This window comes from Rickettsia sp. Tenjiku01, assembly GCF_001653015.1.
Taxonomy (GTDB): Bacteria; Pseudomonadota; Alphaproteobacteria; order Rickettsiales; family Rickettsiaceae; genus Rickettsia; species Rickettsia rickettsii.
Genome location: NZ_BCMR01000018.1, coordinates 1 through 25,316, shown reverse-complemented (window position 1 = coordinate 25,316; position 25,316 = coordinate 1). Strand labels below are relative to the sequence as shown.

Here is a 25,316-nt window from a genome sequence, read left to right as displayed (position 1 = left end):
AAAATAATGAGCAATTCTTCCAAAAAACATCTTGATTTACCATATAGACCAGGGGTCGGCATGATGATATTAAATGCCGATAACCATATATTCGTCGGTAAAAGAATAGATACAAAAATATCTGCATGGCAAATGCCGCAAGGTGGGATAGTTCCCGGCGAAACACCAAGTATCGCAGCAATGCGTGAGATGTTAGAAGAAATAGGCAGCGATAAAGGATATATTATTGCCGAAAGCAAATTCTGGTATAGTTATGATGTACCAAGCTTTTTAATACCTAAACTGTGGAACGGTAATTTTCGTGGACAAAAACAACGCTGGTTTTTAATTAGGTTTACCGGAAATAACGAAGATATTAATATAAATACCTCTAATCCGGAATTTGACCAATGGCGTTGGGCATCACTTGATGAACTCTTATCTATTATAATACCGTTTAAACGTAAACTTTACCAAGCCATCGTAAAAGAATTTGAATCATTAATTCAGTAAAAATTATATATAGTACTTGTAGAGCAGCACTTAATATGTACGTACTATCATTCTTTATTAGGTTATAATTATTATCACCGATTATATGTGCAGTAAATGCATTTGCTAGATTAGATATAGTTATATTAGCAATAAAATCTTTTACTTCTCTTATATGAAATAAGTTTATAATGAAATTACTTAGACAGTAATTTGTTGTTTCAGTTTCCCAATTAACCGTATCAATTTGAGTTTCCGGCATTAAAAATCATGAATTTATATCTTCAAACGCAAATTTTAGCTCTCTAACCAATCCACATAAAATATATTTTTTATCAGCAATATGTACAAAGGTATGATCGATCAGGATGCTCATCTAAAAAATATGTAGAGGTATTAGAAAAAGGTTTTAAATGTACAGAATATACCTTATTTCTATCAAGGCTTTGGTCATAACTATTTTCACTAGAATCAGCTGGTATTAAATATGGTAATAAAATAAGTCTACAAAAATAACCGATTAACTTAACTATATTTGGTAAAAATTTAATATGATAATTTGGCATAACGTTACTTTATGTTTATTATAACATGTCTTATTATTAAGATTATTGTTATAATTCAATTAATTTAATAAGAAACCACCGTTTAGCTGTTGATACTTGTGTGATTTTTGCTATTATTCTTTTCACTTAAGTAATTCAACCTGAAAATAATTAGATTATACTTTCTATCTTTGCAGCCAATATAAAGTTGTTTTCCATAAGACCGTCTATTTTATGAGTCCATATTTCCACACTACATGCGCCCCAAGATATAGTTAAATCGGGATGATGTGCTTCCTGCTCTGCAATTTCAGTTATCTTATTTGCAAATTCCATAGCTTTTATAAAATTAGAAAATTTATATTTTTTATAAAGAGGCCCTAATGCATTCACTTGCCACTCACTTTGTAATTGAACTAATAACTTATCAATTTCTTTTTTCTCAAGTGGCGGAACTCCACCCTCACATGGTATGCATCTTTTCTCACTTAATACTGTCATAGTTTTTTTTCTATATCAAAGTTAAAATATTGATCTTTATAAGGCTCATCTGCAAGTTTGTATAATGCCACCACTCAATTTTACATGCTTTAAAATTATGTTTTTGCATCTTAGAACATAAATAATTACGTTTAATATTGCTTATCAATTAATTTACTATCATGAGGTAAAGCTTTATCAAATAAGTCAAAAGAAGTATACATGTCTACCGTATTGTCATCTAAAGAGGATTATAACACGCGCGTCTTTCAGCTTTCTCTTAATAATGACTTCAGGATTATTATTAACTTCCTTCTGAAGCTTTATTATTGATCAATCTACAGTACTCCTACTATGACTAGATCTTTCAGCTATATAACCTAATATAAAACATTTAGACTTATCTATATATATGGGTAAAAGCTTTCCTTATTTTTTTGATCAATATTATCTTTGCTCCATCTTAAAAATGTTGTACAGCTTTTTGTGGTCTATATGCATATAATCAGTGAATAACCATCTTTTTGTATCTCAGCTTGTACTGCTTTAAGAGCCTTAACAGCTTCTATGGTTAAAATTGCTTCCGATGCTTTATAAGCATCTACCTTTTTACCAACAAAATTTTCATCTGAATAATAATGCATATTTTGAATAATTGTAGGGTCGATATCTTTCAGATACACGAACCCTTTAAGTAAGGATTTAACATATATTGGAAGAAAGCTCATAAATATAAAAATTAAACTTGTTAAAATCAATTTCATAAAATGCTAGGCTTTATAAAGATTTCTAATTGATTTTATTTTGAGATATTTTTTAGTGCAAATCAAATCGTTTTAGATCTTCACAGAACCTAATATAAAATAGACTCCTTGGCATAATCTCTTTCTAAAGGTAATTTGGATCTGGTACTCGAATCCTTACATAGATTTGGCTACGCCCCGGTTCTATGTTCCGTGCTTCCTTCAAATTCCTCTTTATAAAATAGGTTATGCAAGAAGTCTAATATTTATCTTATACAAAATTTTATTAAAAACTATGGGACTGTTAACAGTACTATAATAAACTCACCCCCATTTTGTGACAGGCACGAAGGTAGAGCCTATATATATAATAGACGAGAGGATGAACAACGAAGCACAAAGTTCAAATCAGTTTACTATAGAACTGTCAAAAAGACAGATGAATGGTAGCGAGGGAGGGATTTGAACCCCCGACACACGGATTATGATTCCGTCGCTCTAACCAGCTGAGCTACCCCGCCAGGGGAAAAGTGTTTATATAATTTGTTAAGAAGTGTCATTCTAGATAAAAGCGGTTGCATGGCTTGGAAAATGTACTTAGTCATACCGTGGCTTGACCACGGTACCCCAAAAAAATAACTTAACATACTAATTAATTTAAATATTTTAAGCTGGATCCCACGATCAAGTCGCTGGATGACAATAAAAAATTGATCCATGCAACAATTGACTAGCAACTTCTCAAATTTTATCTTAACGTTTAGAGAATTGTGTTTTCTTACGTGCTTTACGTTGTCCGTATTTCTTACGCTCTACTACCCTAGAATCACGTGTTAAAAGACCACCTTTACGCAAAATAGCATGAAAATCCGGAGCAGCTTTATCTAAAGCTTTAGAAATTCCATGTAAAATAGCACCTTTTTGTCCTGAAATTCCTCCACCCCTAACAGTACAAATTATATCATACTGATCAATAGTTTTTGTTAAGACAAACGGCTGTAAGATAGTTTTCACATAAGTTTCAGAAGGAAAATACTGGGCTATGGTTTTTTTATTAACAACTATTTTTCCTTTTCCTACTTTAAGCCATACTCGTGCTATAGCATTTTTTCTTTTACCTGTAGCATAAAACTTGCCTAAATTATCTATTTTTTCTTTAGGAGTTTTTAATACTAAAGGTTCTTTAGTTAACTGCTTTTCTACTTTTTCTGTTTTAATTTTTAACTCGGGCATATTCTATTACTTTTTATTTTTTGGATTTTGGCTTGCAAAATCATAAACATTAGGTTGCTGTGCCATATGAGGATGATCACCATTTGCATAAACATACAAATTACTCATTTGCTTAGCACCTAAAGCATTTCTTGTAATCATTCTTTTTACGGCCATTTTAATAACCCTCTCAGGGTGTTTACCACTTAAGATTTTACCTGCCGTAGTATCTTTTATCCCACCTGGAAATCCTGTATATCTGTAATATATTTTTCCGTCTTTGGGATTTGCTTTTTTACCTGTTAATTTTACATGCTCCGCATTTATTATGATTATATTATCACCACAATCTAAATGAGGTGTAAAGCTAGGCTTATGCTTACCGCGTAGCATATTAGCAACTCTGCTAGCGAGTCGTCCTAGTACAATATTTTTTGCGTCTATGACCCACCATTTCTTTTCAATTTCCGATGGCTTTGCCGAGTAAGTTTTCACAATAGTATCTTTTTAATTAGAATTTAAAATTAAAGAATCAAGCAACACATTTAATAGCATTAATACCCGCTACCTGTCAAGCTAAATATAATTTATTTACTTCCGAATATTATTTTTCTATCGGTAGAAAAATATAAATTATTATTTGCTCTTAGCCCATAATAACGAATATTTTTTATAATTTTGACAACATGAGGTATCATGTTTAATCCATTATTATCAACATCAAAACTATATAAAACACCGTTAACGGAAATAACATTTAAACTGCGCTTATTGTTATTATTAACTCCAACAAAAGGTACTAAAAAAGCAGCAGATTTTAATTTCTTAGGATCTTGTCCATCATTTAAATCAGCTACAAACTTTACTTTCCCTGTTTCAGGATTAAATGCTGCTATTTGTCTAGCATTATTTGTTACAAATAGGCTATTACCGATTAAAGACATTGATTGAATATCCTCGGCATTTACCTGCCAAATCACACTGCCGGTTGCTATATTAAGCTTAATAAGCTTACCAAGACCGGTTGCTATATACAGATTCATATTATCATGAACGGGAGCACATAAAATACTTGATTCGTCAAAATTCGGTATAGCTGTACGATCATTAAGATTTGTAAACTCAAAATTCCATTTTACTTCACCGTTTGTTATATTTAAGGCAAGTATTTGCCCGGAATTATAAGTTACTATTACATTGTCATACTGTACTATCGGCGTCATAAAATAACTAGCCGACAAAACTTCCGCTAGGCTTTCATGTTCCCATACGGTTTTTAAAGTTTCTGCATTTAAAGCAATAGTTTGATTACTGATAGTTTGCACTAAGACAGTATTATCATTGAGCACAATAGGCTTAATTCTAATAATATCCGGAAGTTCTTTTCTAATTATTTCATAACCTGATTTTGCATCTAGCACTACTAACAACCTTGAACCGTATGTTACGTATAATTTTCCGTTATGGTGTAAAATTCCGCCGCCTATATAATTATCTTTTTTATGTCTACTTAAATTATAAGACCAAATAATCTTATTTTTCTCTATAGAAAATGCAGAAATATTCGATCTAATATCCAATACATAAATCATATCGCCTATAAAAACTGGCTCGGTAATCGTTTTACTTCTAGCAAAACTATACTGTTTATTCTTAAGCATATTTGCATTAAATGCATATATATTTGCATTAGAATCTAAATATATAGGCTCATGAGTCTGAATTGCTAATTTAGGAGTCAACTCAACAATATTTTTTACCCTTTTTGGTCCAAGCCCGTTACATGAAATTAAAATAAACGGTAATAACAGAAGTGCTATTTTTTTTGTCATATTTTTCCTTAAGTACGAATTATTATTTATTTAAATTTACAAGCAATGCTTTAGCCTGATCTTTTATTAGATCAGATACGTTATTTGAAATTAATAAATTTTTTAGATTTTTTTCTGCTTGCGGTTTCATATTATTCTTAATATCCCACATAGCTTTTATAATAGTTGCTGTAGCCCAAAAAGGCTTTTTCTCGTCATCAAAATAGTTTAAATATTTGGTCAATTTCTCTTTATCTTGAATATCTAGATTGTCATCATCAATAACAAGACTACACCATGAAATACGTGCATAAGAAGTAGAAATTTCGGAATATTCTTTATTTTCAATAATTTTATTAAGCAGGTCTTTCGCTTCTGAATATTTTTTTTTTGAAATCTTTATGGCTACTTGTTCTAATGCAGCTATTTCTTTGATTTTAGTATTACTAGTAGTAACTAAATGCTCTAAAGTATTAAAAGCTAATTCTTCATTATCTTTTGTTGTTTCCAAACCAACAGTCTTAACAAGAATATCTCCGTTTTTTTGGTTATTTTTAATTCTTTTATCTTTATTATTATTAATAACAACCATTATAGTAATAGCTATTATAGAAATGATTATTATTATAGGTAAAAGCTTTTTGAAAAAAATTAACCTTTTTTCTTCATTTTGATCACTCAGTACTTCATCCAAAATATCAGTCATATTTTATTATTTTTATTTATTTTTACAGCCAAATTTAATCTTAGCATCTTCTGCCATTTTCTTGGATGCAGCAGTTCTATTAGTTGGAAATTCCTTATCAAACTTAGCAAGCATATTACATGCTTCCTGAGTTTTTTTTAGTTCGCCTAAGGAAAGTGCTAACTTCAATAACCCATCGGAAGATTTTGCCCCTTTCGGTAACTCTTTATAGCCTTTTAAATAGTTAACCGCTGCCCCGTTATAGTCTTTTTGTTTAAAAAAGCATTCCCCATACCAGAAATAAGCATTACTAATTAGCGAACTGTTAGGATATTTTTGGATAAAATTTTTAAACTTATCTTTTGCTTCAGTAAGTTTATTATCTTTATAAGCAGCAAGAGCCAAATCGTAGGCTTGCTTATCAGGAGCTATATCCTTATTAACCGCAATAGGTTTTTTAGGCGCATTACCCGGCATATCTTTAAGCAAAGCTATATCAAAAACATCTTGTTTTTTTGAATCACCGGCTTCTAAAACTTCAGTATTGTCTTCTTGATTTGAAACATTTGAGTTCTGCGTTAGCATATCAATTTTATGCTGTAAAACCTCAACTTTACCGATTAGCCTTCTGATTTCTTGTTCCTGTTCATCTAGTCTATTTTCAAAATCATTATTTGCTGCATATTTTAAAGGCTTTCCTTTAATAGTTCCGCTTTCTCCGAAAGAAAACATAGAAAATAAAAAAGTAAATAACAAGACAATCAGTTTCATATATTTTTTAAAAATTTATAATTTTTTTATAATACCGAAATTTTTTTAATATTCCACACAATTTTTTATATTTCAATACTACCGTCATATGTAAACGCTATTGTTATGGTGGTACCTTCATTTATCTTACTGTGCAAATCAAATTTACCGTTCATAAGTTCAACCAGCTTTTTAGTAAGCGGTAACCCAAGACCGGTACCTTCATATTTTCTACTAAGCTCACTATCAATTTGACCGAACGCCGATAAAGTTTTTGGGATATCTTTTTCCTCAATACCGATACCGGTATCTATAACTTTTATATATACTAATTTTGCTAACTCATCTTTTTCAAGTGCAATAGTAACACTTCCTCCGGAATGTGTAAATTTCACGGCATTTGATAAAAGATTTAAGAATACTTGTTTTAGCCTTTTTGGATCAGCCTTTATAACCACATGCTCTTTTGGTAATCTACTAATTAAAGCCACTTCGGCTTGATCGGCACGAGGCTTAACAAGTATCAGCGAAGAACGAATTAATTTATTTAAATCAAGATCTATACTATCTACTTTTAATTTATCGGCAGAAGCTTTAGAAAGATCTAAAATATCATTAATCATACTAAGCAAATGCTTACCGGCATCATTTATATCTTTAATATAATTTTTACTTTTTTCTGCATCTCTTTCCGACATAAGAATTTCCGAAAAGCCTATTATAGCATTAAGCGGTGTACGCAATTCATGACTAATATTAGCAAAAAACTTTGTATTTGAAGAGCTGGTTTTTTCTACTTTTACTATTTGAGCTTTTAAATTTCTATTTGTTTCAAGCTGCTCCTCAATGATTTGTCTAGCATAGTTAGTATTACTAATAATTATAGTGCAGAATATTATAAAAATAATGATAAAAGTTATAAAAACCTTTTGCTCAAGAGAGGTTATATTTTGCCACTGGCTGGTAATATTAGTGTTAATCTCAAATACTGCATCTACGGGAAAATCTAAATTATTATTTATAACAGGGATATAGCTAGTAACAAAAGAAGCCTCTTCCACTGTTAAATCACTTTCATTTTCTATTACTACCCTTGGTAATAATATATGACTTGTAATACCTTCAAAAGCATCTCGAAGCGGAGCTTTTGAAGTAAAGGATTTTAAAAAAAATTTATCGATTTTTGCGGTAACTATCTCAACCAAACTATCATCTTTATAATTGTCTACACTATACATATGTAACATATTACTAGTGATGAATTTATTACCTTTGAGATCGTAGAGAGAAATATTAATATTAAGATTGGTGAACCATTGAGCGGTAATCTTTGCAAAATTAATAAAATCTTGATCTTGTAATAGTTTTAAATAATCGAATTTGTGTAATTTACTGACTACGTTCTGATGAGTATTCCAAATATTATCAGTGTAAAGTTCTACAATTTTAGTATGTTCCAAAGCCACTTGTTTTACTATCATTTCTTTTATCATAAAATAACGATAAAACATCATATTTATGACAATATTAAGAAACAATATAATGAATGACAATCTTACTATATACTTATTATGGTTCATTATAAGACCTAGTAGTTATTTTTAACTCAACTGATGTCATCCCTGCGGAAGGCTTGCTCGCATACCAAATCGTCATTGCGAGTGACTAAAAGGAGTGTGGCAATCTCATAAACCAGGGTTCCTGAGATCACGTACGTACAAAACTTACAGTTTTTCCGTAGCTTATGACGAAGAATCTATCCATACAGCAAAACCGAGAATGATATTATCCTCTCTACTTATCTTCTTGTTTAACTCTCTCTTTTGTTTCCAGCTTCTTATTAATAATCAACCCTGTAATTACATCATAAGCACGAGCAAATTGATAATCTTTTTTGTATAATTCCGATAATTCATTCTCTTCTTGTTTATTATTTTTGGCTTTTGTTTCTTTTTGGCTATCTTTGTTTTTAGATGAATTATCTTTGTTTTTTTCATTATCATTCTTCAAATAATTTTTTAAAGAACTCTCAGAAAAACGATTATCTATTTTTTTCACTTCTGGATACTCAACTTTTGCCGGCTCAATTAAAATATCAGGCTCTATTCCTTCTGCTTGAATAGAACGACCGCTTGGGGTGTAATATTTAGATATAGTCAGTTTTACGGCAGCCCTAGAATTGATTTGCGTTAAAGCCTGAACTGATCCTTTACCGAAAGACTTAGTGCCAAGTATTATTGCTCTTTTATGATCTTGCAAAGCTCCGGCAACTATTTCCGAGGCAGAGGCAGAATGACCGTTTATTAAAACTATCATAGGTACTTTGGGAGCTTTTAACGAAAACTCATTTGCTTTAGTTTCGCTATTACTTGATGTAGTTCTACCTTTGGTTGTTACAATTACACCGGAATCAATAAAATAATCACTAACAGCAATAGCTTGATCGAGTATACCTCCGGCATTATTACGTAAATCTAGAATTATACCTTTAAGGTCATCTTTACTCTCAGTTTTTAACTTCTTTACTGCTGCCTTCAGCTCAGAAATTGTTGACTCATTAAAAGTAGTTATACGTATATATGCAATATTATTTTTTTCTAAATGTGCTTTTATCGGCTTGATTTTTACTATTTCGCGAGTAAGCTCTAGCTCTTGCGGTTTTGCCTCTTCTTCCTTAATTATCAACAATTTAACCTTAGTACCAGGCGTACCACGCATCTCTTTTATAGCTTTATTAGGACCAAGCGTAGAGACTAACTCGTCATTCACGCCTACTATATAATCCCCACCTTTAAGCCCTGCTTTGAAAGCCGGCAAATCGTCAATAGGCGATATTATCTTAATTGCTCCGCTATCATACATTATTTCAACACCGATTCCGCCGAATTCACCTTTTGTAAAAGTAAAAATATCTTCTAAATCCTCATCGGTATAATAGCTTGAATGAGGATCAAGTGAGTTTAACATACCGTTAATTGCTTCATCTATCATTTTTTGCTTATCGGGTACCTGTACATAAGCCTTTTCGATACGTTCAAATACGTCTTGAAATTGCTTATAAGCTTCCTGATTTGATATTTTATTTTCCGTTTCTTTTTCTACTTCTGCAAATGCACAAATAGAATTTATAATAAAAAATAGTGTTATAATTAAACGTAATAACATAATACTCCAAATATGTGTGTTTTTAAGCAAAGCGTCATTGCAAGGAAAATTACGAAGTAATTTGACGAAGCAATCTCAGGATATTTGACGAGATTGCCGCGTCGCCTACGGCTCCTCGCAATAACGATTAAATATCCAGCTCACTAATAATTTTATCCATTTTAACTAAAGCCTGTTCATAAATAAATTGAAATCTTTTTTCCGGCTTTTTACCCATTAAATCATCTACTATTTTATCAACATTTTGAAAATCTTCTAAAGTTACCTTTAAAAGCGATCTTTTTTCCGGATGCATAGTAGTTTCCTTTAATTGTGCAGGCATCATTTCACCGAGACCTTTAAACCTACCTACTTCAATTTTAGCTTTACTAGCTTTTAATAATTTATCCGTTAACTTAGCTTTTTCCTCTTCATCGCCTGCATAATAAGTTTTATTAGACTGCGTTAAACGATAAAGCGGAGGCTTAGCTAGATATAAATGCCCCTCTTCTACCAATTGCGGCATTCGTAAAAAAAAGAAAGTCATTAATAGCGAAGCTATATGAGCACCGTCAACATCTGCATCAGTCATAATAATTATTTTTTCGTAACGCAGATTTTCTTTTTTATAATTCTTTAAACTACCGCAGGCAAGAGCTATTTCTAAATCTTGTATTGCTTGATTATTAACGATTTTCTCAAGCGTAGAACTCGCAACATTTAGAACTTTACCCCATAGCGGTAATACTGCTTGCGTTTCTCTATTACGTGCTTGTTTTGCAGAGCCTCCTGCCGAATCACCTTCTACAATAAATAATTCCGTCCCTTCAGGTGAAGTGCGTGTGCAATCGGCCAGTTTACCGGGTAAACGTAATTTTTGAGTGGCATTTTTACGGGAAATATTTTTTTCGTTTTTCTTACTGATTCTAAACTCAGCAATGCTAATTACATGCTCAAGTAAATTAGTAGCTAAAGCTTTATCGCTACTAAGAAAATGGTCAAAATGATCTTTTATTATATTCTCGACCGGTTTACTTACACCGTTTGATACTAATTTTTCCTTAGTTTGTCCTTGAAAAGACGGCTCAGCTATAAAAATAGAAAGTACGACACTTGCGGTTTCTAAAATATCCTCAATAGTTAGATTAGCAGCTTTTTTATTCCCTATCATTTCACCATATGCTTTAAGCCCACGTAAAATAGCCGACTTAAGTCCTTGCTCATGTGTTCCTCCTTGAGGAGTCGGAACAGTATTACAATATGATTGAATAAATGCCGAGCTATCGTTATTTTGCCAACAAATCGCCCATTCAAGTTTTATCCTGTCCGGCGTAGACTCTATATTACCTGCAAAAATTCCCGGAATAACTAAATTATCTAAAGTTATTTTTGAACTTAAATAATCTTTTAAACCGTTCGGGAAACTTATTAATGCCTTTTTAGGTATATCTGACTGTACTTCTACTTCGCATGCCCATTCTATAGTAACACCACGATATAAATAAGCTTTTGACCTCGCAAGCTCATAAATCCTTTTAGGATTAAAATGTAATTTTTCACTAAAAATTTCCGGATCGGGAGTGAAATGTATTGATGTACCTCTTAGCCTTTTAGATGCTTCTTCACATATTAAATCAGTTAATTTTTCTCCTTTAGAATAACTTTGGCTATATAATTTACCTTGTTTATAAACCTTTATTTCTAAATGTTTAGATAAAGCATTTACTACCGATATTCCAACACCATGCAATCCGCCTGCAGTATGATAAACATTATTTGAGAATTTACCTCCTGAATGAAGAGTAGTTAAAATTACTTCTAAAGCTGATTTGTCAGGAAATTTAGGATGATTATCAATAGGGATACCGCGACCGTTATCAAATATAGTAATACTATGATCATGATGCATTTTTATCGTGATGATACTTGCAAAGCCGGCGACTGCTTCATCCATAGCATTATCCAGCACCTCAGATACTAAATGATGCATAGCATTTGAATCAGTACCCCCGATATACATCCCCGGTCTTTTACGAACAGGCTCAAGCCCCTCTAATACTTCAATATCTTTTGCACTATAGTTATTATCGACTAGCTTATTTTTCTTTTCTTTGTTAAAGCTGAATAAATCGCTCATATATTAGAGATTTAATTAATTATTTTCTCTCCTAAATTAAACTATTTAACATAGAAAAGCAATTAAGCTTTAAAGAAATTGTTTGAAAATTCTACGTAATTGCGAGGCAAAACTGTAAGTGTTGACGAAGCAATCTCAGGATTTTATACTATTTTTGAGATTGCCACGCTCCTTACAGTCGCTTGCAATGACGATAAAAATAATCTTATCAATATCCCTTAGCTTTGATTAACATACAAGCTATGTTAGCGCTTCCTTGAGCTAATGCAATATCTAATGGATATTGGCACTCATCATTTAGAGTAGAAATTTTAATACCTCGTATGACCAAAAATTTTGCTAAATAGTAATTATCGTTATAAATAGCAGCAGTTAGTAATGTCTCACCGCTTCTACCTTTTTCTTGCAATATAGGATAAACGTCAAGTAACGCACGCAACTCTAAAAGATTGTTTCTATCCACTGCTCTAAAAGCATTCTCTACTGCACTACCATAAGATAGATTGGCATAAATATCTTTCTTTTTATTTATATCATTATCATATTTAATAAAACTCTCTACAACTTTTCTTCTTTCGGCACTTGCTATCCATGCTTCTTTCTTTTGGAACAGCTCTATATATGCATACATATCCATCTGCTCTAAAGTCGCCTGCTCTGTTAGTTTACCAAGAACTATATCATCATCAGGTAAAAGTAACATTTGTGTTTCATCTTTAACAAATTTTGTTACCAACTCCGATGTTTCATTATTTACGTTATTATCTTGTTTTTGAATTGTGACATTTGGAGAGCTTACCGGAGGTGATTTCTCTTGATTATTTGTAGTTTGATTATTATTAATTTGTAAAGGCTGAAGTTGATTCAGCTTCACTACAACAACGGGTATAAGCGGCGTATTCCAATCTTGTTTTTTTGAGACATCTGAAACAGCTACAAATGTCTCTTGCGAGTTATTGAGTTCTGCTGAAGAATCGGTTGTAGGAATTACTTTAGACGGAGTAGTAACGGGTGTATTTGGGCTAGTCGGTGTTATAGGCTGTGTAGAAGGTTGATTTGTAGGCATTACCGAAGGTGCAGGTACATTACTAGGTACTGCCGGAGGTACTGTTGGCATAGTACTTGATGTAGTATCTTGGGTTACCGGCGGGCTAACCACAGGCGGAGAAACAGCAGGTATATTAGTTATAGAGGGCGGTGCTATCGGTGCTACGCTTTCTTCCTCTTTATTAGCATCAGGAGAGGAATTAAGCGGAATAGGCTTATGCACAGGCGGCAAATTGGTTGGTTTATATATTTGCACCGGTCGCTGCGGAGGCACTACATAACTTCCTGCTTGAGCCGGAGGCATAGATACTATCGGTCTCGGTACGTTAGGAATTATAATATTAGAAGCTAAATTTGTATCATTATGCTCATTAGAAGCAACTTGTGCTTCATGCATTTCATTACTTGTAACACTAGGTAACGTTGCACTACCAATATCTATAAAAGGTTCAGATGCCTCGGCTTCATTAGATTCCTGAATGTCATGAGAAGCTAAATTTACACTACTTTCATGACTGGGATTTGTATGAACGTTATCACGTGTAGCACTAGGCAATGCTGTATTACCGACATCTATAAACGGCTCAGCTTGTTCATTGTCATTAGGCTCTTGGGAAGCTAGCTTTGGTTCTTCTTGATGGGCTGCTTTAGTTTGTTCATTTGCTTGTTTAGGGGGTATATCTTTCTTTTTTGGTTTACTAAAAAATTGCTTAAATTTATCAAAAAAAGAAATATCGGCACTAGAGCGCACATCCTTATCTTTAGTATCTACTTCGGCAGCCGGTAATGATGGCGGTAAGGGCGGAGGTGAAGCATCACTTTGAACTATCACTAATAATAGATTTATAAAAAATAATATCTTACATAATTTATTTAACATATAAGTCCTTATTAAATAATTTATTTGATAGCAGGAGGTTGTTCGATGTTATTCCTGCGAAAGCAGGAATCCAGGGTAAAGCGAGATAAATCGAGCTTTTAATATTAAAACTTACTGTGTATATACCTTTTAATTGCTGGATTCCCGCTTCCACGGAAATGACATAAATAAGCCTACACCTCCCCCGCTTTTAGCTAGCAATGACATGCACTCCCCTACCTCTTACTATTCTGCACCAATTTCTTTATCTCAATCTCTACTAACTCTTTAACAAGTACAGGTAGATTTTTATCAAGCCAAGCTTTAAGTTCTGGTTTTAACATCTCAACGACTAATTCTTCAAGTGCATTTTTAGATGAGATATTATTATCCAGCTTTTTATCTTTAATAGTATCGGTAAAACTTTTAAAAATATCACCTACCTCTTCAGCAGATTTAGTTGATATTAACTTTTCTTCTTCATCTTGCTTTACTATTTCCGTTAGCTCTAATACATCTTCATCTTCGCTATCATTTTCATGAATAGGATTTTTACGCTCGTTTATTACTCCTTTAATCGATTTTAATATGTCTTCTATCGACATATCTTGGTTCTTTTTATTGTCCTTACTCACGTTAGAAACCTATAAACATTTTCTTTTTAATAGTCTTAAACTCTTCTTCAGGACTAAAATATTTTACTTTAAGTTTTAAACTTTGAGCCGTTAGCTCGCCGGTTAACAATTTCATTTGATATGCCGCAAGTACTGAAGATTTATACGCATCCACACGAGTTATTTTTGCTTCGTATAATTTTTCTTCGGCAGTTAAAACATCTAATATTGTTTTAGATCCGACTATTTCCTCTTGCACAGTGCCGTCATATGATATTTGAGCAGCATCCACTCCTTGATTAGCAGCAACAATACGAGATTTTGCTGCTTCAAATCCCTCCCACACGCTTACAACCCCTGCTTGGGTCTGCTTTATCACATTATCAAGCTGAACTGCACTATTTCTTGTTTGATTTTTAGCTGATCTGATTCTTGAATATTGAGCTCCTCCCTCAGGATAAATAGGGATATTTACCGAAAGAGTAGTAGTATAGCTTCTATTATTTATAGCATTTATATCACCTTGTGGATTGTAGTATGTTCTACCGGATTGCAGTTGCACACTTACTTGCGGTAATAATTTCCCTTTTTCTGCCATTTCTAAAGCTTTAGCCGCAGTTACATTATGCCTTGCCGAATCAATATCAGGATTGAGTTTAGCAGCTCTTCCAGTTAACTCATCTAATGAAGCAGGTAACATTTTAGGTAACTCAGGCATAGTTATATTAGTCGGCTCTATTCCAAATACTCTAATAAAATTTGCTTTTTTTCCTTGAAAATCGGCATAAGCAGCTAGTTTATTCGTTTCTGCTGCTGCAAGCCCCGCTCTTGCGGTTGCTATATCTACTTCCGTTGCTTCTCCAAGTCTTAATTTTTCCTCAACGGTGTTCACTTGTTGTATGTTAGTGCGAACTCTACTTTCGGAAATATCATATTTCGCTTTGCTCTCAAAACAATCAAGATACGCAGTTATTAAATTTAATAATATTTTTTGTTCACCGGCATAATATGCACCCCGTGCAGCTCTAAATCCTGCTTGAGCAGCTTTAAGAGCCGCAACGCTAGAACCACCATTAAATAGAGACTGTTGAATTATTAATGCACCTTGATCACTATCTGTTTCCCTTGGAGTAAGACCAAGCCTATCAGCATATTTTTTATTATATTTAGTCTTATTATGTTGTCTATTAATCTGTAATCCGGCACTAGGCATAAACCCCGAAAAAGCTCGCGGAAACTGCTCAATCGAGTCTAAAAACTTAATTCTAGCAGCTTTCAGCTCCTCATTATTCTTATATCCTTCAGTTAAAGCTCCCTGCAAATCAACTGCTGCAATCGAACTAGTTAGTAATAATGTAACAATAAATGTAGTTAATTTACGCATAAATTTCTTGAATAATTGATAATATGTTAGTGAGATTAGTTTAATCTTTCAAGAATATACCTATATCCTAATAAAACAATATAAATCTATTGTAGCAATGTTAGCACGTAATATAACAAAAATTAATCTCAAGGGCAATGATAACTATTTTACATTTTATTTTACGGTTATAAAGCTTTAAGATTAATTAATCTTTGATAACAAAATAAAATTTTATGTCTATAATTGATTTTTCTAGTTTCAGCGGATTAAATAAAGCATAACAAAGACTTTTAATAAAATTAAAAGGTTTTACCAAATCTTTGAAAATGAATGTAAAAGATTTAGAAGATCATTTATTTTATATTTTACAAAATTCTTTAATGCATTATCTCACACTGAAAATATCGATATAGCGAAAATAGAAAAACTTTTTAATAGGACGATCCAAGAATCTATAACTACTTTATCTGAAGCGCTTGAGAAAGCATATCAAGAACAGTTAAAAAACAAAAGATATCTTTTTATTTGACAGGATTATTGTAGAAAAATGTTTAAATGTTTTAGAACACATTTTAAAATTTCAGCAAGAATGAGATAAACTCTATCCTGGAGCTTCTAAAAAAATTATAGAATCATTAGACAATATATTAGTCGGGGTTATATCGACTCAAATACCGATGCTTGGAATATTTATACAAACAAGCGGAATACTTGAAAAAGTAAATAATCTTTTATTGACTCTGAAAAAATTATTGCCAAAAATAACAAAATTGCATAATGATATAAAAGAAGAAATAAGGGAAGAAGCTAAATCTTATGAGAAGCTTGAAAACATCTATGAAAAAGCCAAAAACGTTGCTACAATTTCAGAAATATCAAAAGAACCGACTCGAAAAATTATTGAAATAGCAAATAAAAACCCTAATAACCAAGCTTCACTAGAGAATATTGTAAAAGCTACTAAAGCTATACCAAAAAGCAAAGATGAAGGAGAAGAAAAAATAACAGAACTAAAAAGTAATATTGAAAGTGCAATTCCACAAGATACAAATATTGACAAATTAAACTCTGTAAAGAATATTATTTCTGGTAATCTAAATGAAGCTAAAACAGAATTATTAAAAGTATTACATCCGGAAGCTTCTTGTAGCGAAAAGATAGAATCCTTATGTAAAGCAGCAGAAAAAGCTACGAAAATTGCAAGCGACATAAAAAAAATAGTAGGAGTAATCCCAGGAAGTCAAGAACTCGGAAATGTTATAAGTCTCACAATAAAAACTAACTTATTACCGCCTCCGGTCTTAGCAATTGCAAAGCTAACTCCTGATATAGCTAACTTAGTTAATATAGGTAAAGCAGTGGTTACTATACTTTCTAAAACACACAACTTAACTCAACAACAAGGAAGAGCAAAATAGTGTCTAATTCTAATACTCATATTTTAATTGCCATAGGTTGCTTATTATCATTATTATTAATATTTTTAATGTATAAGAAAATAGCAGCACGTAAAAAAAATATATCACCTGCTGAAAGAGGTAATATTGATGATTCGCCAAATGTGACCCTTAATAGTCAAAAACCAGAAAATAAAAAGCTGACATTACAAGAAAGAATAGAACTATCTTGGAAATTCCTTTATAACATCACGGAAGTTATTTTAAATAAATTCTCTAAAGAAGATGTTATTCAAGTGAATAAATGCGGTCAAGTTTTATTTGAAAATGGTGTTAGATATGAACATGTAGTCGATCTTGCAATTCCTCAAGTTAAGTCTCATACTCAAACAGTTGAACAAGAACAATCTAAAGGAAAAAAAGCCTTAGGGGTATAACTCTTTTCTTTGAAAAGTAGTATTTTATACTTTTCTTTAAAGCATGTTTAAAATCAATTATGTTTTTTATCCTTTACTTATATACTAATATAACTATTTAGGAGTTTATTCCTAAATAGTAATTTTTTAGGAATAAACTCCAATTAAGTTAGATTATAAAAGGCAGCATTCTTAGCTAAATAGGTAAATTTTATTTAAACTATGTCTAATATATATCTTGTTACTATATCGTTTAATAAAAGTAAGCAATTCTTATTATTGGCATTTACTTTGTAGTTTGATCGGTTCTTTATACCAAAACGGTAATATATTAAATAATGGAGAATTTTTAGTCTTACAAAAAATAAATTGGTTTTTTATGCAGTAATTCCTAATAAAGATGCTTCACATTTAAGCTATCATGCATTGCAAGATAAAGATGAATTAGAGCAATTGGGCGTAATAATTAGTTATAAAATAACAGCAGACTATGTTAGTGAAACACCTATTGATATTGAAAATGCAAAATTTCTCTATTTATATCCTATTTCATGATCAAAAGCTTATGAAGAGCAGCTTATATTACGTACAGATGAGGGGAGATATCTACCTTTATATAGAATAAATGATAAAGACCTATATCTCGGAGGAACAATTACTTCTTGGCCAAATAATTATGCGGCGGCTTACAGCTTATGGCTTTCAAGCTATAAACATTAGAACCTTTAATGGAAAAACAATTAGCAGAATTAGATAGTGATATTTCTATAAAAGGAAGAAAAATGAGTAAGCGAATACAAAAATGTTTAAAAAAGAAAGTTTTTTATCCTATAGCAGCACCGGTATCAGGAAACTCCTATGCACGTTCTAATTATTCAAATTGTCCATCTTGTAAAAAAGATTAGCAATTCAAAACAACATTTCATGTGATTATAAATGTAATAAATGCCTTTTATTAGGTTATGAACTTCATAGTTAGCTTTTTGTTGCCTAGAGATACCTTACATATTCTTAATATAACGCCGGTTTAAACAAATCCGTTAACTTGATGCTCCCAGAGTTCCTTAAAAGTGCCGTCTTCTACGATCTTACCTTTATCCATAACAATAATTCTATCCATATGCTTGATAGTAGATAATCTGTGGGCTATAGCAATTATTGTGACATTCTCAATATCAAGCATGGTATTAATAGATTTTTTGCTCTGTATGGCTATCAAGGCTTGAAGTTGCTTCATCTAAAACCAAAATCGGAGCGTTTTTAAGAATAGCACGGACAATTGCCTCTGTCCACCACTTAGCTTTACTCCTCTCTCACCGACAATGGTGTTATATTTTGCCGGTAAACTTGCGATAAATTCATGGATATTTGCAGCTTTGGCGGCATTTTCTATTTCCCAAGGCAAAGCATTTTCTTTTGCATATCCGATATTCTTACCTACTGAGCGATGAAAAAGCATAATATCTTGAGGAATTAATGATATCTGCTCCCACAGGCTGTCAGAGGAAGTATCGTAAAGGCTTTGGTTATCGATTATAATATCGCAAATTCCAGCTTAAAATTTTTCAATAATAATGCAATTAAAGTGGATTTACCGCTACCTGAATGCCCGACAATACCCACTTTCTCACCGGCTTTAATATATAAATTAAGAGACTGGAATACACTACTCCCCTCTTTATAAGCAAACTATATATCCCTAAATATAATCTCCCCTTTGAAGATTTTTAATTCAGCAGCATTTTTCATCTATAGTATCTTGTGGGATTTGCATGATTGTAAAGGCGGAGCGAAACGCTGCTATATCTTCTAAAAAGTCTTTAAGTTCTATAGTGGCATGCCACGAATTTTCAGTAACTAAAAAAGTAAGGGACATAATAAAAGCAATATCGCCGATACTAATTTCACCAAGATTACGTTAAATGAATTACATACACAAATACACCTATATACCCAATATACTAAACTAGTGATTACATATTTTATTCATCATGCCTTGAAAGATATGAGGCATTGCTTTAAGTTGTGCAAAGTTATGAGCACGCCAAGCACCATCAAGTATAGCTTGTGCTGCTACAAACCATATTATTGGTTTATAACTTTGAGCAAATATAATCTCTTTTCATTTTGGGTAAATAAATCAAGCAAAAGCTTTACGGCATAATTATATATAATAGGATGAAAACCGCTTGCAATAGGCCCAAGCATCATAACAAAATACCAATATTTATACGGCTTTATAACAGATCATAAACAAGAAACAGGATAAGTTTTGATTTTCATAAGTTAAGAAATGTATGTTATTCTTAGATAAAAGCGGCCTTATTACATGGCCCATTTCATATCATACCTGCGTGCCCTTGTTGCATGACTCTTATGTCATTCCCGCAAAAGCGGGAATCCAGTACCTTAAAGCTTTATTTGAAAAGTAAAATTTATAAAAAAATCTTGGTCTAAAAGAGTTTTTTGGAAAGCTCGATTTATCTCGCTTTACCCTGGATTCCCGCCTTCGCGGGAATGACATCGATCCTTAAGTTGTCACCCATGTGCGATCAACGGAATGACATTATTGTAGATAATCTATTAATATATTAGTATCAAAGGTAGCTTTCATTCGTTCCACTCATTACATAATTTAGCCTGATATTCTACACTATCTAGATTTTTTATCTTTCCAGAGTCCAAAAGCGTTTTCAAATGCCTTATTATTGTGATCATTACTAGCAATGTAACTAGTTAAAGCTAGCCCCATAATTTTATCTCTTGATATTTTTTTCTTGGATAGTTTATCTAGAATTGTAATTTGCGAATCAGCTATATTAATAATAGTTCTCACATAATCTCCTTAGGCTTTTTCCTAATTAGGATATCATATCCCTATGATACGTATTATTATACTATATCATCCTTTAGATTTAAAATCTACAAATATTTCTCATTCTCTTCTTTAACCACAGCTATTAACTGCTCAACCGATAATACTTCTTGGTCAGTAGTTCCGAGCCTTCTAAGCGCTACTTGTTTATTTTCTTGCTCTTGTTTACCGATTACTGCAATCATCGGTATTTTTTGATTAGAAAACTCACGAATCTTATAGTTAATTTTATCAGGTGAGATATTACAATCCGTTCTTACCCCGTTATCAATTAAAGCTTTCTGCACTTCCAAAGCGTAATCGTTCAAATCGCTGGTAATAGTTGCAATAGCAACCTGCACTGGTGCAAGCCAAAGCGGAAACCTACCTGCATATTCTTCGATCAATATACCAATAAAACGCTCAAGTGAGCCAAGGATCGCTCTATGTAGCATTACGGGTCTTTTTTTCTCTCCGCTTGCTGCAACATAGCTAGCGTCTAACCGCTCCGGCAAAACAAAATCCATCTGAAGCGTACCGCATTGCCATTGTCGCCCTATCGCATCGGTTAATACAAACTCAAGCTTCGGACCGTAAAATGCCCCCTCGCCCGGGTTTAGTGTATAAGTAAACCCTGCTTGTTCTACTGCTTCTTTTAAAGCATTCTCAGCCTTATCCCAAACTTCATTGCTCCCTGCTCTGATTTCAGGACGATCAGAGAATTTTACCTTTATATCAGTAAAGCCGAAATCCTTATAAACTTCAGTCAGTAATTTACAAAAACTAACCGTTTCATCGGTAATTTGTTCCACAGCACAAAATATATGTGCATCGTCTTGCACTAAACTCCGCACTCTCATTAAACCGTGCAATGCACCGGATGCCTCATTACGATGGCACAAACCAAACTCCGACATACGAAGAGGTAAATCACGATAACTCTTGATACCTTGTTTGAAAATCTGCACGTGGCAAGGGCAGTTCATCGGCTTCAAAGCTAATGTCTTGTCATCTGTTTCTAACGCAAACATATCATCACGAAACTTTTCCCAATGTCCTGAAGCCTCCCAAAGGCTTTTATCGACCAAAACAGGAGTCTTAACTTCGGTATAACCGTTTTTACGAATCTTTTTCCTAATATACTGCTCAATGGTATTATATATACTCCAGCCTTTATCATGCCAAAATACCATTCCTTGAGCTTCTTCTTGGAAGTGGAATAAATCAAGCTCACGCCCAAGCTTTCTATGATCACGCTTTTCGGCTTCTTCAAGCATCAAGAGGTAACTATCTAACTGCTCCTTCGTGGCCCAAGCAGTGCCGTATATACGCTGCAACATCTCATTACGACTATCACCTCGCCAATACGCTCCTGCAACTTTCATCAACTTAAAATGCTTAACAACCCCTGTAGAAGGAGCATGCGGACCTCGGCATAGATCAATAAAATTACCTTGCCTGTATAAAGTAATTGGCTCACCTGCCGGAATTGAAGCAATAATTTCGGCTTTATAATACTCTCCTATCGATTTAAAAAACTCTACGGCTTTATCCCTATCCCATAGCTCTCTTGTTACTTGCTCGTTCTTTTGTGAAAGTTCTTGCATTTTAGCTTCTATAACGGCTAAATCATCAGTGGTAAAAGGTTTATCACGAGCAAAATCGTAATAATAACCGTTTTCAATTGCAGGACCAATCGTTACCTGAGTTTCAGGGAATAGTTCCTTTACTGCTTCTGCTGTTAAATGTGCCGCATCGTGCCTTATTATCTCCAGACATTCAGGATCTTTCGCAGTTAAAATACGAAGCTTGCAATCATTATCAATTACGATACTTAAGTCTTGAAGCTCACCGTTTATTTCAGCAACCATTGCTGCTTTAGCAAGTGACATTGAAATTGCATTTGCTACTTCATAGGCGGTAATGTTTTTTGCAAATTGTTTTATACTCCCATCGGGAAAGGAAATATTAATCATTCTTTTATAACTTATTTTTTCTTCAAATTTTTTACTTGTAGACCTTATCTCGTAGCTCTTATTTCATTCCTGCAAAAGCAGGAATGACACTTAGACTACTTGCTTTCTTGATCTATCATAGCCATGGCATTTATAAATTCTAATACTCTTGCATCACTAAGGATCTGATCAATAGCTTTATCGTTAAAGGTTAGTCCGGCGTCTTGACTTTTTACATCCACTACTAAAGATTCACCGTCTTTTAATTCAGAATTTTTACTAAAAACTTCTATTGCCCTAAAGCCGTATTGCTTTATTACTGAAGCTTGTTTTCCTAGATTTAAAGCAAATTCCTTAGAATCTTCTATTTTATTAAGCACCGGTACAATAGCATTATTAGTATAATGCACAAAATTATTTATAACCGCACTCGGATCCGATAATTTTATTACGCTTTCTAGATTCAGAGGATTATCTATAGTAGGCATATCAATATCAATAGCAAAATTAAAATCATCCATTACAAGATTAGTTTTACCGGATAATTTTTTTGCTTCAGGATCAAACTCACCTTTTAAATTAAATTCGGAATTATTTATTTTTGCAAAAACACCCATTACTCTTTCCCCATCTTTTTGAGTAATAGGGCTAGTTAGTTTAAAAATTTTATCTAACTCAGCTCTTTTGTTTAAACCATTACTAAAGTAGCTTCCTAAAGCTTCAGCTGCCGTTTTTTGGTATGTTTCAGAAGGTTCTATAGTAGATTTAATATTTAAAGCAAAATTAAAAATTTTATCTTTTTCTATATTTAATTTATATAAATTACTTTCTACTTTTCCTTTTCTTTCAATATCACAAGCAAATAAAAACGGCTTACCTTTTACTAATTCTCCTAACATCTGCATAAAAATAACAGCATGCATATTCTCATCTTGCCTTTGATCTAGAGAAAAATTTTGAATTAATAATTTCCCAAGAGCTACTAACTCATCACTATATTTTAGTTTTAATTTGGAATTGTAAGAAATAGGTAAATTCAATATATCTAACTTTGTCAAACCATACTCAAAGAAAGCAGTATCAGAGTCATTAGCTATTTGATCTCTCAAAAATTCAAAAATTTTATCATATAAATTTCTTCTGTAATTTTCAGAAATAAAAGAAACAGTATTTTTGCCATCCAAAATTAACAAATTAAGGTTATCCGATGTCTTAGTATTAGTAATTACAGAATTACTAATATCACTCTCTGCTAATTTTTCTGCATCTAGAGAACTATAAAGAGTGGATTTATTGTCACTCAAGCTTAATTTCCAATAATCAGGCTCTCTATTAAACAAAGATTTTCTAAACCAAATTGTTGTATGATGATCAGGTGAGTAAAAAATATTTTTTTCATCTTGAGCGGTAGTAATTTTTACATTATTTCCGTAAGAATCAATTTTTGTAATATTCAAAAACGGTATATGTCTAATAACTATTTCATCAAAATAAAAATCTATAGGTTTTAACATTACTTTATTTAAAGTAATACTAAATCCATATTTATTAACTTTTATTGCATCATAAGTTATATATTCTTCATAGTTATCAAGAATAGAGATAATATTTTCTTTACTTTGATGTTCAAATTTATAGGCAGCATATCCCCATCCCCACCCTACTAGGATTAGAGCTATAAAGCTTATTATAATAAATCGTATTTTCATCTTTTTTACTGTAAAAAATTATTAAAAATCAAAAATGTTGTTCCTGCGTAGACACCTAATCGTCATTGCGAGCAGCTGCTGCGTGGCAATCTCGTCAAATATCCTGAGATTGCTTCGTCAATTACTTTGTAATTTTCCTCGCAATGACGAAAAACTGAACTTTGTAATAAAACCTTAAACAATCCAAAATAGTATTTATTTTTCTTTTAAACGATCAGCTATTAGCTGATATGATTCAAAAACCTTATTTGGTTCTTTTTCAAGCAATTCAAATCCCAATTTTTCATTACTGTTAATATGCCATAATCTACAATTATCCGGACTAATTTCATCAGTTAACATAATGATAGATTCTTCAGCGTTAAACACACGCCCAAATTCTAATTTACACTCAACAAGTCGAATCCCGACACCGATAAATAAGCCGCTTAGAAAATCATATATACGCAAAGCCTGCTCTTTTACCGCTTTAATTTCATCCCTAGTTAACCAGCCGAAATTTAATATTTGATATTCGTTAACTATCGGATATTTAAATTCACGACTTCGGACCTTAAAATCAATGATAGGTTTATCAAATACATACCCTTCATCAATTCCGAATTCTTTTACAAATCTACTACACGCTACTGATGATATTATTACTTGTATCGGGAAAACCTCAACATATTGAATTAATTGCTCCCTCATATTTATTTTTTCGATAAAATGATTTTCAATGCCGATCATTTCCAGTTTATCCATTAGAAAGGAAGAAATATTATTATTAAGTACTCCTTTACCTGATATATCAACAATCTCACCTGTTTCTAAAATAGCCTTATCGGAAAAAGCCATTATAAGTAAAAAATCTTCTTCGGCAGAATATAAAATTTTACTTGAACCTTCATATAATTTTTTTTTCATTTATTTGTCTCAAAATTCATTTTCCTCGTCATTGCGAGAAAATTACGCAGTAATTGACGAAGCAATCTCAGGAGCTTGTTATTATTTCATGAGATTGCTACGCAGCCTACGGCCGTTCGCAATGACGACTCTGGTATCCACACAAGCATATCATTAAAATCCCTGAAGATCATTCGGACCGATAATTGCCGACGTAGTAGTACCACTAAATATTT

24 protein-coding genes, 1 tRNA gene and 6 pseudogenes are annotated in these 25,316 nt (G+C 32.5%); 5 read left to right on the top strand and 26 right to left on the bottom strand.

Features of this window, described 5'->3' with window-relative positions; genetic code table 11:
- Positions 1 to 6: 6 nt before the first annotated feature.
- Complete coding sequence (locus TENJIKU01_RS05300; protein ID WP_064429475.1) at positions 7 to 492, top strand: RNA pyrophosphohydrolase; 486 nt, start codon at positions 7 to 9, stop codon at positions 490 to 492.
- Between the two features lie 31 nt (positions 493 to 523).
- On the opposite strand, the pseudogene TENJIKU01_RS10735 reads toward TENJIKU01_RS05300, so the two are convergent.
- The 18 genes and pseudogenes from TENJIKU01_RS10735 to TENJIKU01_RS05220 all read right to left on the bottom strand — a co-directional run.
- Positions 524 to 733: pseudogene (locus TENJIKU01_RS10735) on the bottom strand (hypothetical protein); the annotation flags it as partial.
- Positions 734 to 739: 6 nt separating this feature from the next.
- Positions 740 to 1,037 (bottom strand): annotated as a pseudogene (locus TENJIKU01_RS07805) (hypothetical protein).
- 150 nt (positions 1,038 to 1,187) lie between these two features.
- The gene (locus TENJIKU01_RS05290; protein ID WP_064429474.1) at positions 1,188 to 1,517 is read right to left on the bottom strand and encodes a 4a-hydroxytetrahydrobiopterin dehydratase; all 330 of its coding nucleotides are present in this window, start codon (positions 1,515 to 1,517) and stop codon (positions 1,188 to 1,190) included.
- 58 nt (positions 1,518 to 1,575) lie between these two features.
- Positions 1,576 to 1,720 (bottom strand): annotated as a pseudogene (locus TENJIKU01_RS09845) (peptidase M15); the annotation flags it as partial.
- Positions 1,721 to 1,987: 267 nt separating this feature from the next.
- Complete coding sequence (locus TENJIKU01_RS05285) at positions 1,988 to 2,224, bottom strand: D-alanyl-D-alanine dipeptidase (RefSeq protein ID WP_227780021.1); 237 nt, start codon at positions 2,222 to 2,224, stop codon at positions 1,988 to 1,990.
- 459 nt (positions 2,225 to 2,683) lie between these two features.
- Positions 2,684 to 2,760 (bottom strand) — tRNA-Met (locus TENJIKU01_RS05280).
- A gap of 232 nt (positions 2,761 to 2,992) precedes the next feature.
- A complete protein-coding gene (gene rpsI, locus TENJIKU01_RS05275; protein ID WP_064429472.1) occupies positions 2,993 to 3,472 on the bottom strand; it encodes a 30S ribosomal protein S9 in 480 nt (159 codons plus the stop codon).
- A gap of 6 nt (positions 3,473 to 3,478) precedes the next feature.
- Positions 3,479 to 3,946: a 50S ribosomal protein L13 gene (gene rplM, locus TENJIKU01_RS05270; RefSeq protein WP_064429471.1), complete on the bottom strand. Its 468-nt coding sequence runs from the start codon at positions 3,944 to 3,946 to the stop codon at positions 3,479 to 3,481.
- 92 nt (positions 3,947 to 4,038) lie between these two features.
- Positions 4,039 to 5,283, bottom strand: coding sequence for an outer membrane protein assembly factor BamB (locus TENJIKU01_RS05265; protein ID WP_064429470.1), 1,245 nt, complete (start codon positions 5,281 to 5,283; stop codon positions 4,039 to 4,041).
- Between the two features lie 22 nt (positions 5,284 to 5,305).
- Positions 5,306 to 5,968 carry a DUF2659 family protein gene (locus tag TENJIKU01_RS05260; protein WP_064429469.1) on the bottom strand — a complete coding sequence of 221 codons (663 nt, stop codon included), beginning with the start codon at positions 5,966 to 5,968 and terminating at the stop codon, positions 5,306 to 5,308.
- Positions 5,969 to 5,980: 12 nt separating this feature from the next.
- Positions 5,981 to 6,718: a tol-pal system protein YbgF gene (ybgF, locus tag TENJIKU01_RS05255; protein ID WP_064429468.1), complete on the bottom strand. Its 738-nt coding sequence runs from the start codon at positions 6,716 to 6,718 to the stop codon at positions 5,981 to 5,983.
- Positions 6,719 to 6,783: 65 nt separating this feature from the next.
- Positions 6,784 to 8,277 (bottom strand): sensor histidine kinase, encoded by a 1,494-nt coding sequence (locus TENJIKU01_RS05250; RefSeq protein WP_064429467.1) that lies wholly within the window; start codon positions 8,275 to 8,277, stop codon positions 6,784 to 6,786.
- Between the two features lie 214 nt (positions 8,278 to 8,491).
- The gene (locus TENJIKU01_RS05245) at positions 8,492 to 9,862 is read right to left on the bottom strand and encodes a S41 family peptidase (protein ID WP_064429466.1); all 1,371 of its coding nucleotides are present in this window, start codon (positions 9,860 to 9,862) and stop codon (positions 8,492 to 8,494) included.
- 127 nt (positions 9,863 to 9,989) lie between these two features.
- Positions 9,990 to 11,978: a DNA topoisomerase IV subunit B gene (gene parE / locus TENJIKU01_RS05240; protein ID WP_064429465.1), complete on the bottom strand. Its 1,989-nt coding sequence runs from the start codon at positions 11,976 to 11,978 to the stop codon at positions 9,990 to 9,992.
- 208 nt (positions 11,979 to 12,186) lie between these two features.
- Positions 12,187 to 13,905, bottom strand: coding sequence for an ankyrin repeat domain-containing protein (locus TENJIKU01_RS05235; RefSeq protein WP_064429464.1), 1,719 nt, complete (start codon positions 13,903 to 13,905; stop codon positions 12,187 to 12,189).
- Positions 13,895 to 14,112, bottom strand: a pseudogene (locus tag TENJIKU01_RS09840) (hypothetical protein). Before TENJIKU01_RS09840 ends, TENJIKU01_RS05235 begins: the two are co-directional and overlap by 11 nt.
- An 8-nt stretch (positions 14,113 to 14,120) precedes the next feature.
- Positions 14,121 to 14,519, bottom strand: coding sequence for a DUF2497 domain-containing protein (locus tag TENJIKU01_RS05225; RefSeq protein ID WP_064429463.1), 399 nt, complete (start codon positions 14,517 to 14,519; stop codon positions 14,121 to 14,123).
- Position 14,520: 1 nt separating this feature from the next.
- Entirely contained in the window at positions 14,521 to 15,882 is a 1,362-nt protein-coding gene (locus TENJIKU01_RS05220; RefSeq protein WP_064429462.1) for a TolC family protein, read from the bottom strand.
- Between the two features lie 275 nt (positions 15,883 to 16,157).
- Here TENJIKU01_RS05220 and TENJIKU01_RS08970 point away from each other — a divergent pair.
- From TENJIKU01_RS08970 to TENJIKU01_RS09835, 4 genes and pseudogenes are all read left to right on the top strand, one after another.
- Positions 16,158 to 17,282 (top strand): annotated as a pseudogene (locus TENJIKU01_RS08970) (hypothetical protein).
- The gene (locus TENJIKU01_RS05210; RefSeq protein ID WP_064429461.1) at positions 17,282 to 17,698 is read left to right on the top strand and encodes a DUF2660 domain-containing protein; all 417 of its coding nucleotides are present in this window, start codon (positions 17,282 to 17,284) and stop codon (positions 17,696 to 17,698) included. Before TENJIKU01_RS08970 ends, TENJIKU01_RS05210 begins: the two are co-directional and overlap by 1 nt.
- 348 nt (positions 17,699 to 18,046) lie before the next feature.
- The gene (locus TENJIKU01_RS05205; protein WP_064429460.1) at positions 18,047 to 18,232 is read left to right on the top strand and encodes a hypothetical protein; all 186 of its coding nucleotides are present in this window, start codon (positions 18,047 to 18,049) and stop codon (positions 18,230 to 18,232) included.
- Between the two features lie 173 nt (positions 18,233 to 18,405).
- The gene (locus tag TENJIKU01_RS09835) at positions 18,406 to 18,582 is read left to right on the top strand and encodes a hypothetical protein (RefSeq protein ID WP_227780017.1); all 177 of its coding nucleotides are present in this window, start codon (positions 18,406 to 18,408) and stop codon (positions 18,580 to 18,582) included.
- Between the two features lie 122 nt (positions 18,583 to 18,704).
- Here TENJIKU01_RS09835 and TENJIKU01_RS05195 read toward each other — a convergent pair whose 3' ends face one another.
- From TENJIKU01_RS05195 to TENJIKU01_RS05165, 8 genes and pseudogenes are all read right to left on the bottom strand, one after another.
- A complete protein-coding gene (locus TENJIKU01_RS05195) occupies positions 18,705 to 18,914 on the bottom strand; it encodes a multidrug ABC transporter permease (protein WP_227780015.1) in 210 nt (69 codons plus the stop codon).
- On the bottom strand, positions 18,915 to 19,160 hold the full coding sequence (locus tag TENJIKU01_RS10255; protein ID WP_255374211.1) for a multidrug ABC transporter permease: 246 nt from the start codon (positions 19,158 to 19,160) through the stop codon (positions 18,915 to 18,917).
- 50 nt (positions 19,161 to 19,210) lie between these two features.
- Positions 19,211 to 19,300 (bottom strand): ATP-binding cassette domain-containing protein, encoded by a 90-nt coding sequence (locus TENJIKU01_RS10250; protein ID WP_172795049.1) that lies wholly within the window; start codon positions 19,298 to 19,300, stop codon positions 19,211 to 19,213.
- A 462-nt stretch (positions 19,301 to 19,762) separates the two neighbouring features.
- Positions 19,763 to 19,888: a hypothetical protein gene (locus tag TENJIKU01_RS10245; protein ID WP_255374209.1), complete on the bottom strand. Its 126-nt coding sequence runs from the start codon at positions 19,886 to 19,888 to the stop codon at positions 19,763 to 19,765.
- Positions 19,889 to 20,287: 399 nt separating this feature from the next.
- A pseudogene (locus TENJIKU01_RS05180) lies at positions 20,288 to 20,513 on the bottom strand (hypothetical protein).
- A gap of 86 nt (positions 20,514 to 20,599) precedes the next feature.
- Positions 20,600 to 22,507: a threonine--tRNA ligase gene (gene thrS, locus TENJIKU01_RS05175; protein ID WP_064429459.1), complete on the bottom strand. Its 1,908-nt coding sequence runs from the start codon at positions 22,505 to 22,507 to the stop codon at positions 20,600 to 20,602.
- Between the two features lie 95 nt (positions 22,508 to 22,602).
- A complete protein-coding gene (locus TENJIKU01_RS05170) occupies positions 22,603 to 24,195 on the bottom strand; it encodes a hypothetical protein (protein WP_064429458.1) in 1,593 nt (530 codons plus the stop codon).
- Positions 24,196 to 24,390: 195 nt separating this feature from the next.
- Positions 24,391 to 25,101 (bottom strand): phosphoribosylaminoimidazolesuccinocarboxamide synthase, encoded by a 711-nt coding sequence (locus TENJIKU01_RS05165; protein ID WP_064429457.1) that lies wholly within the window; start codon positions 25,099 to 25,101, stop codon positions 24,391 to 24,393.
- Positions 25,102 to 25,316 lie beyond the last annotated feature (215 nt).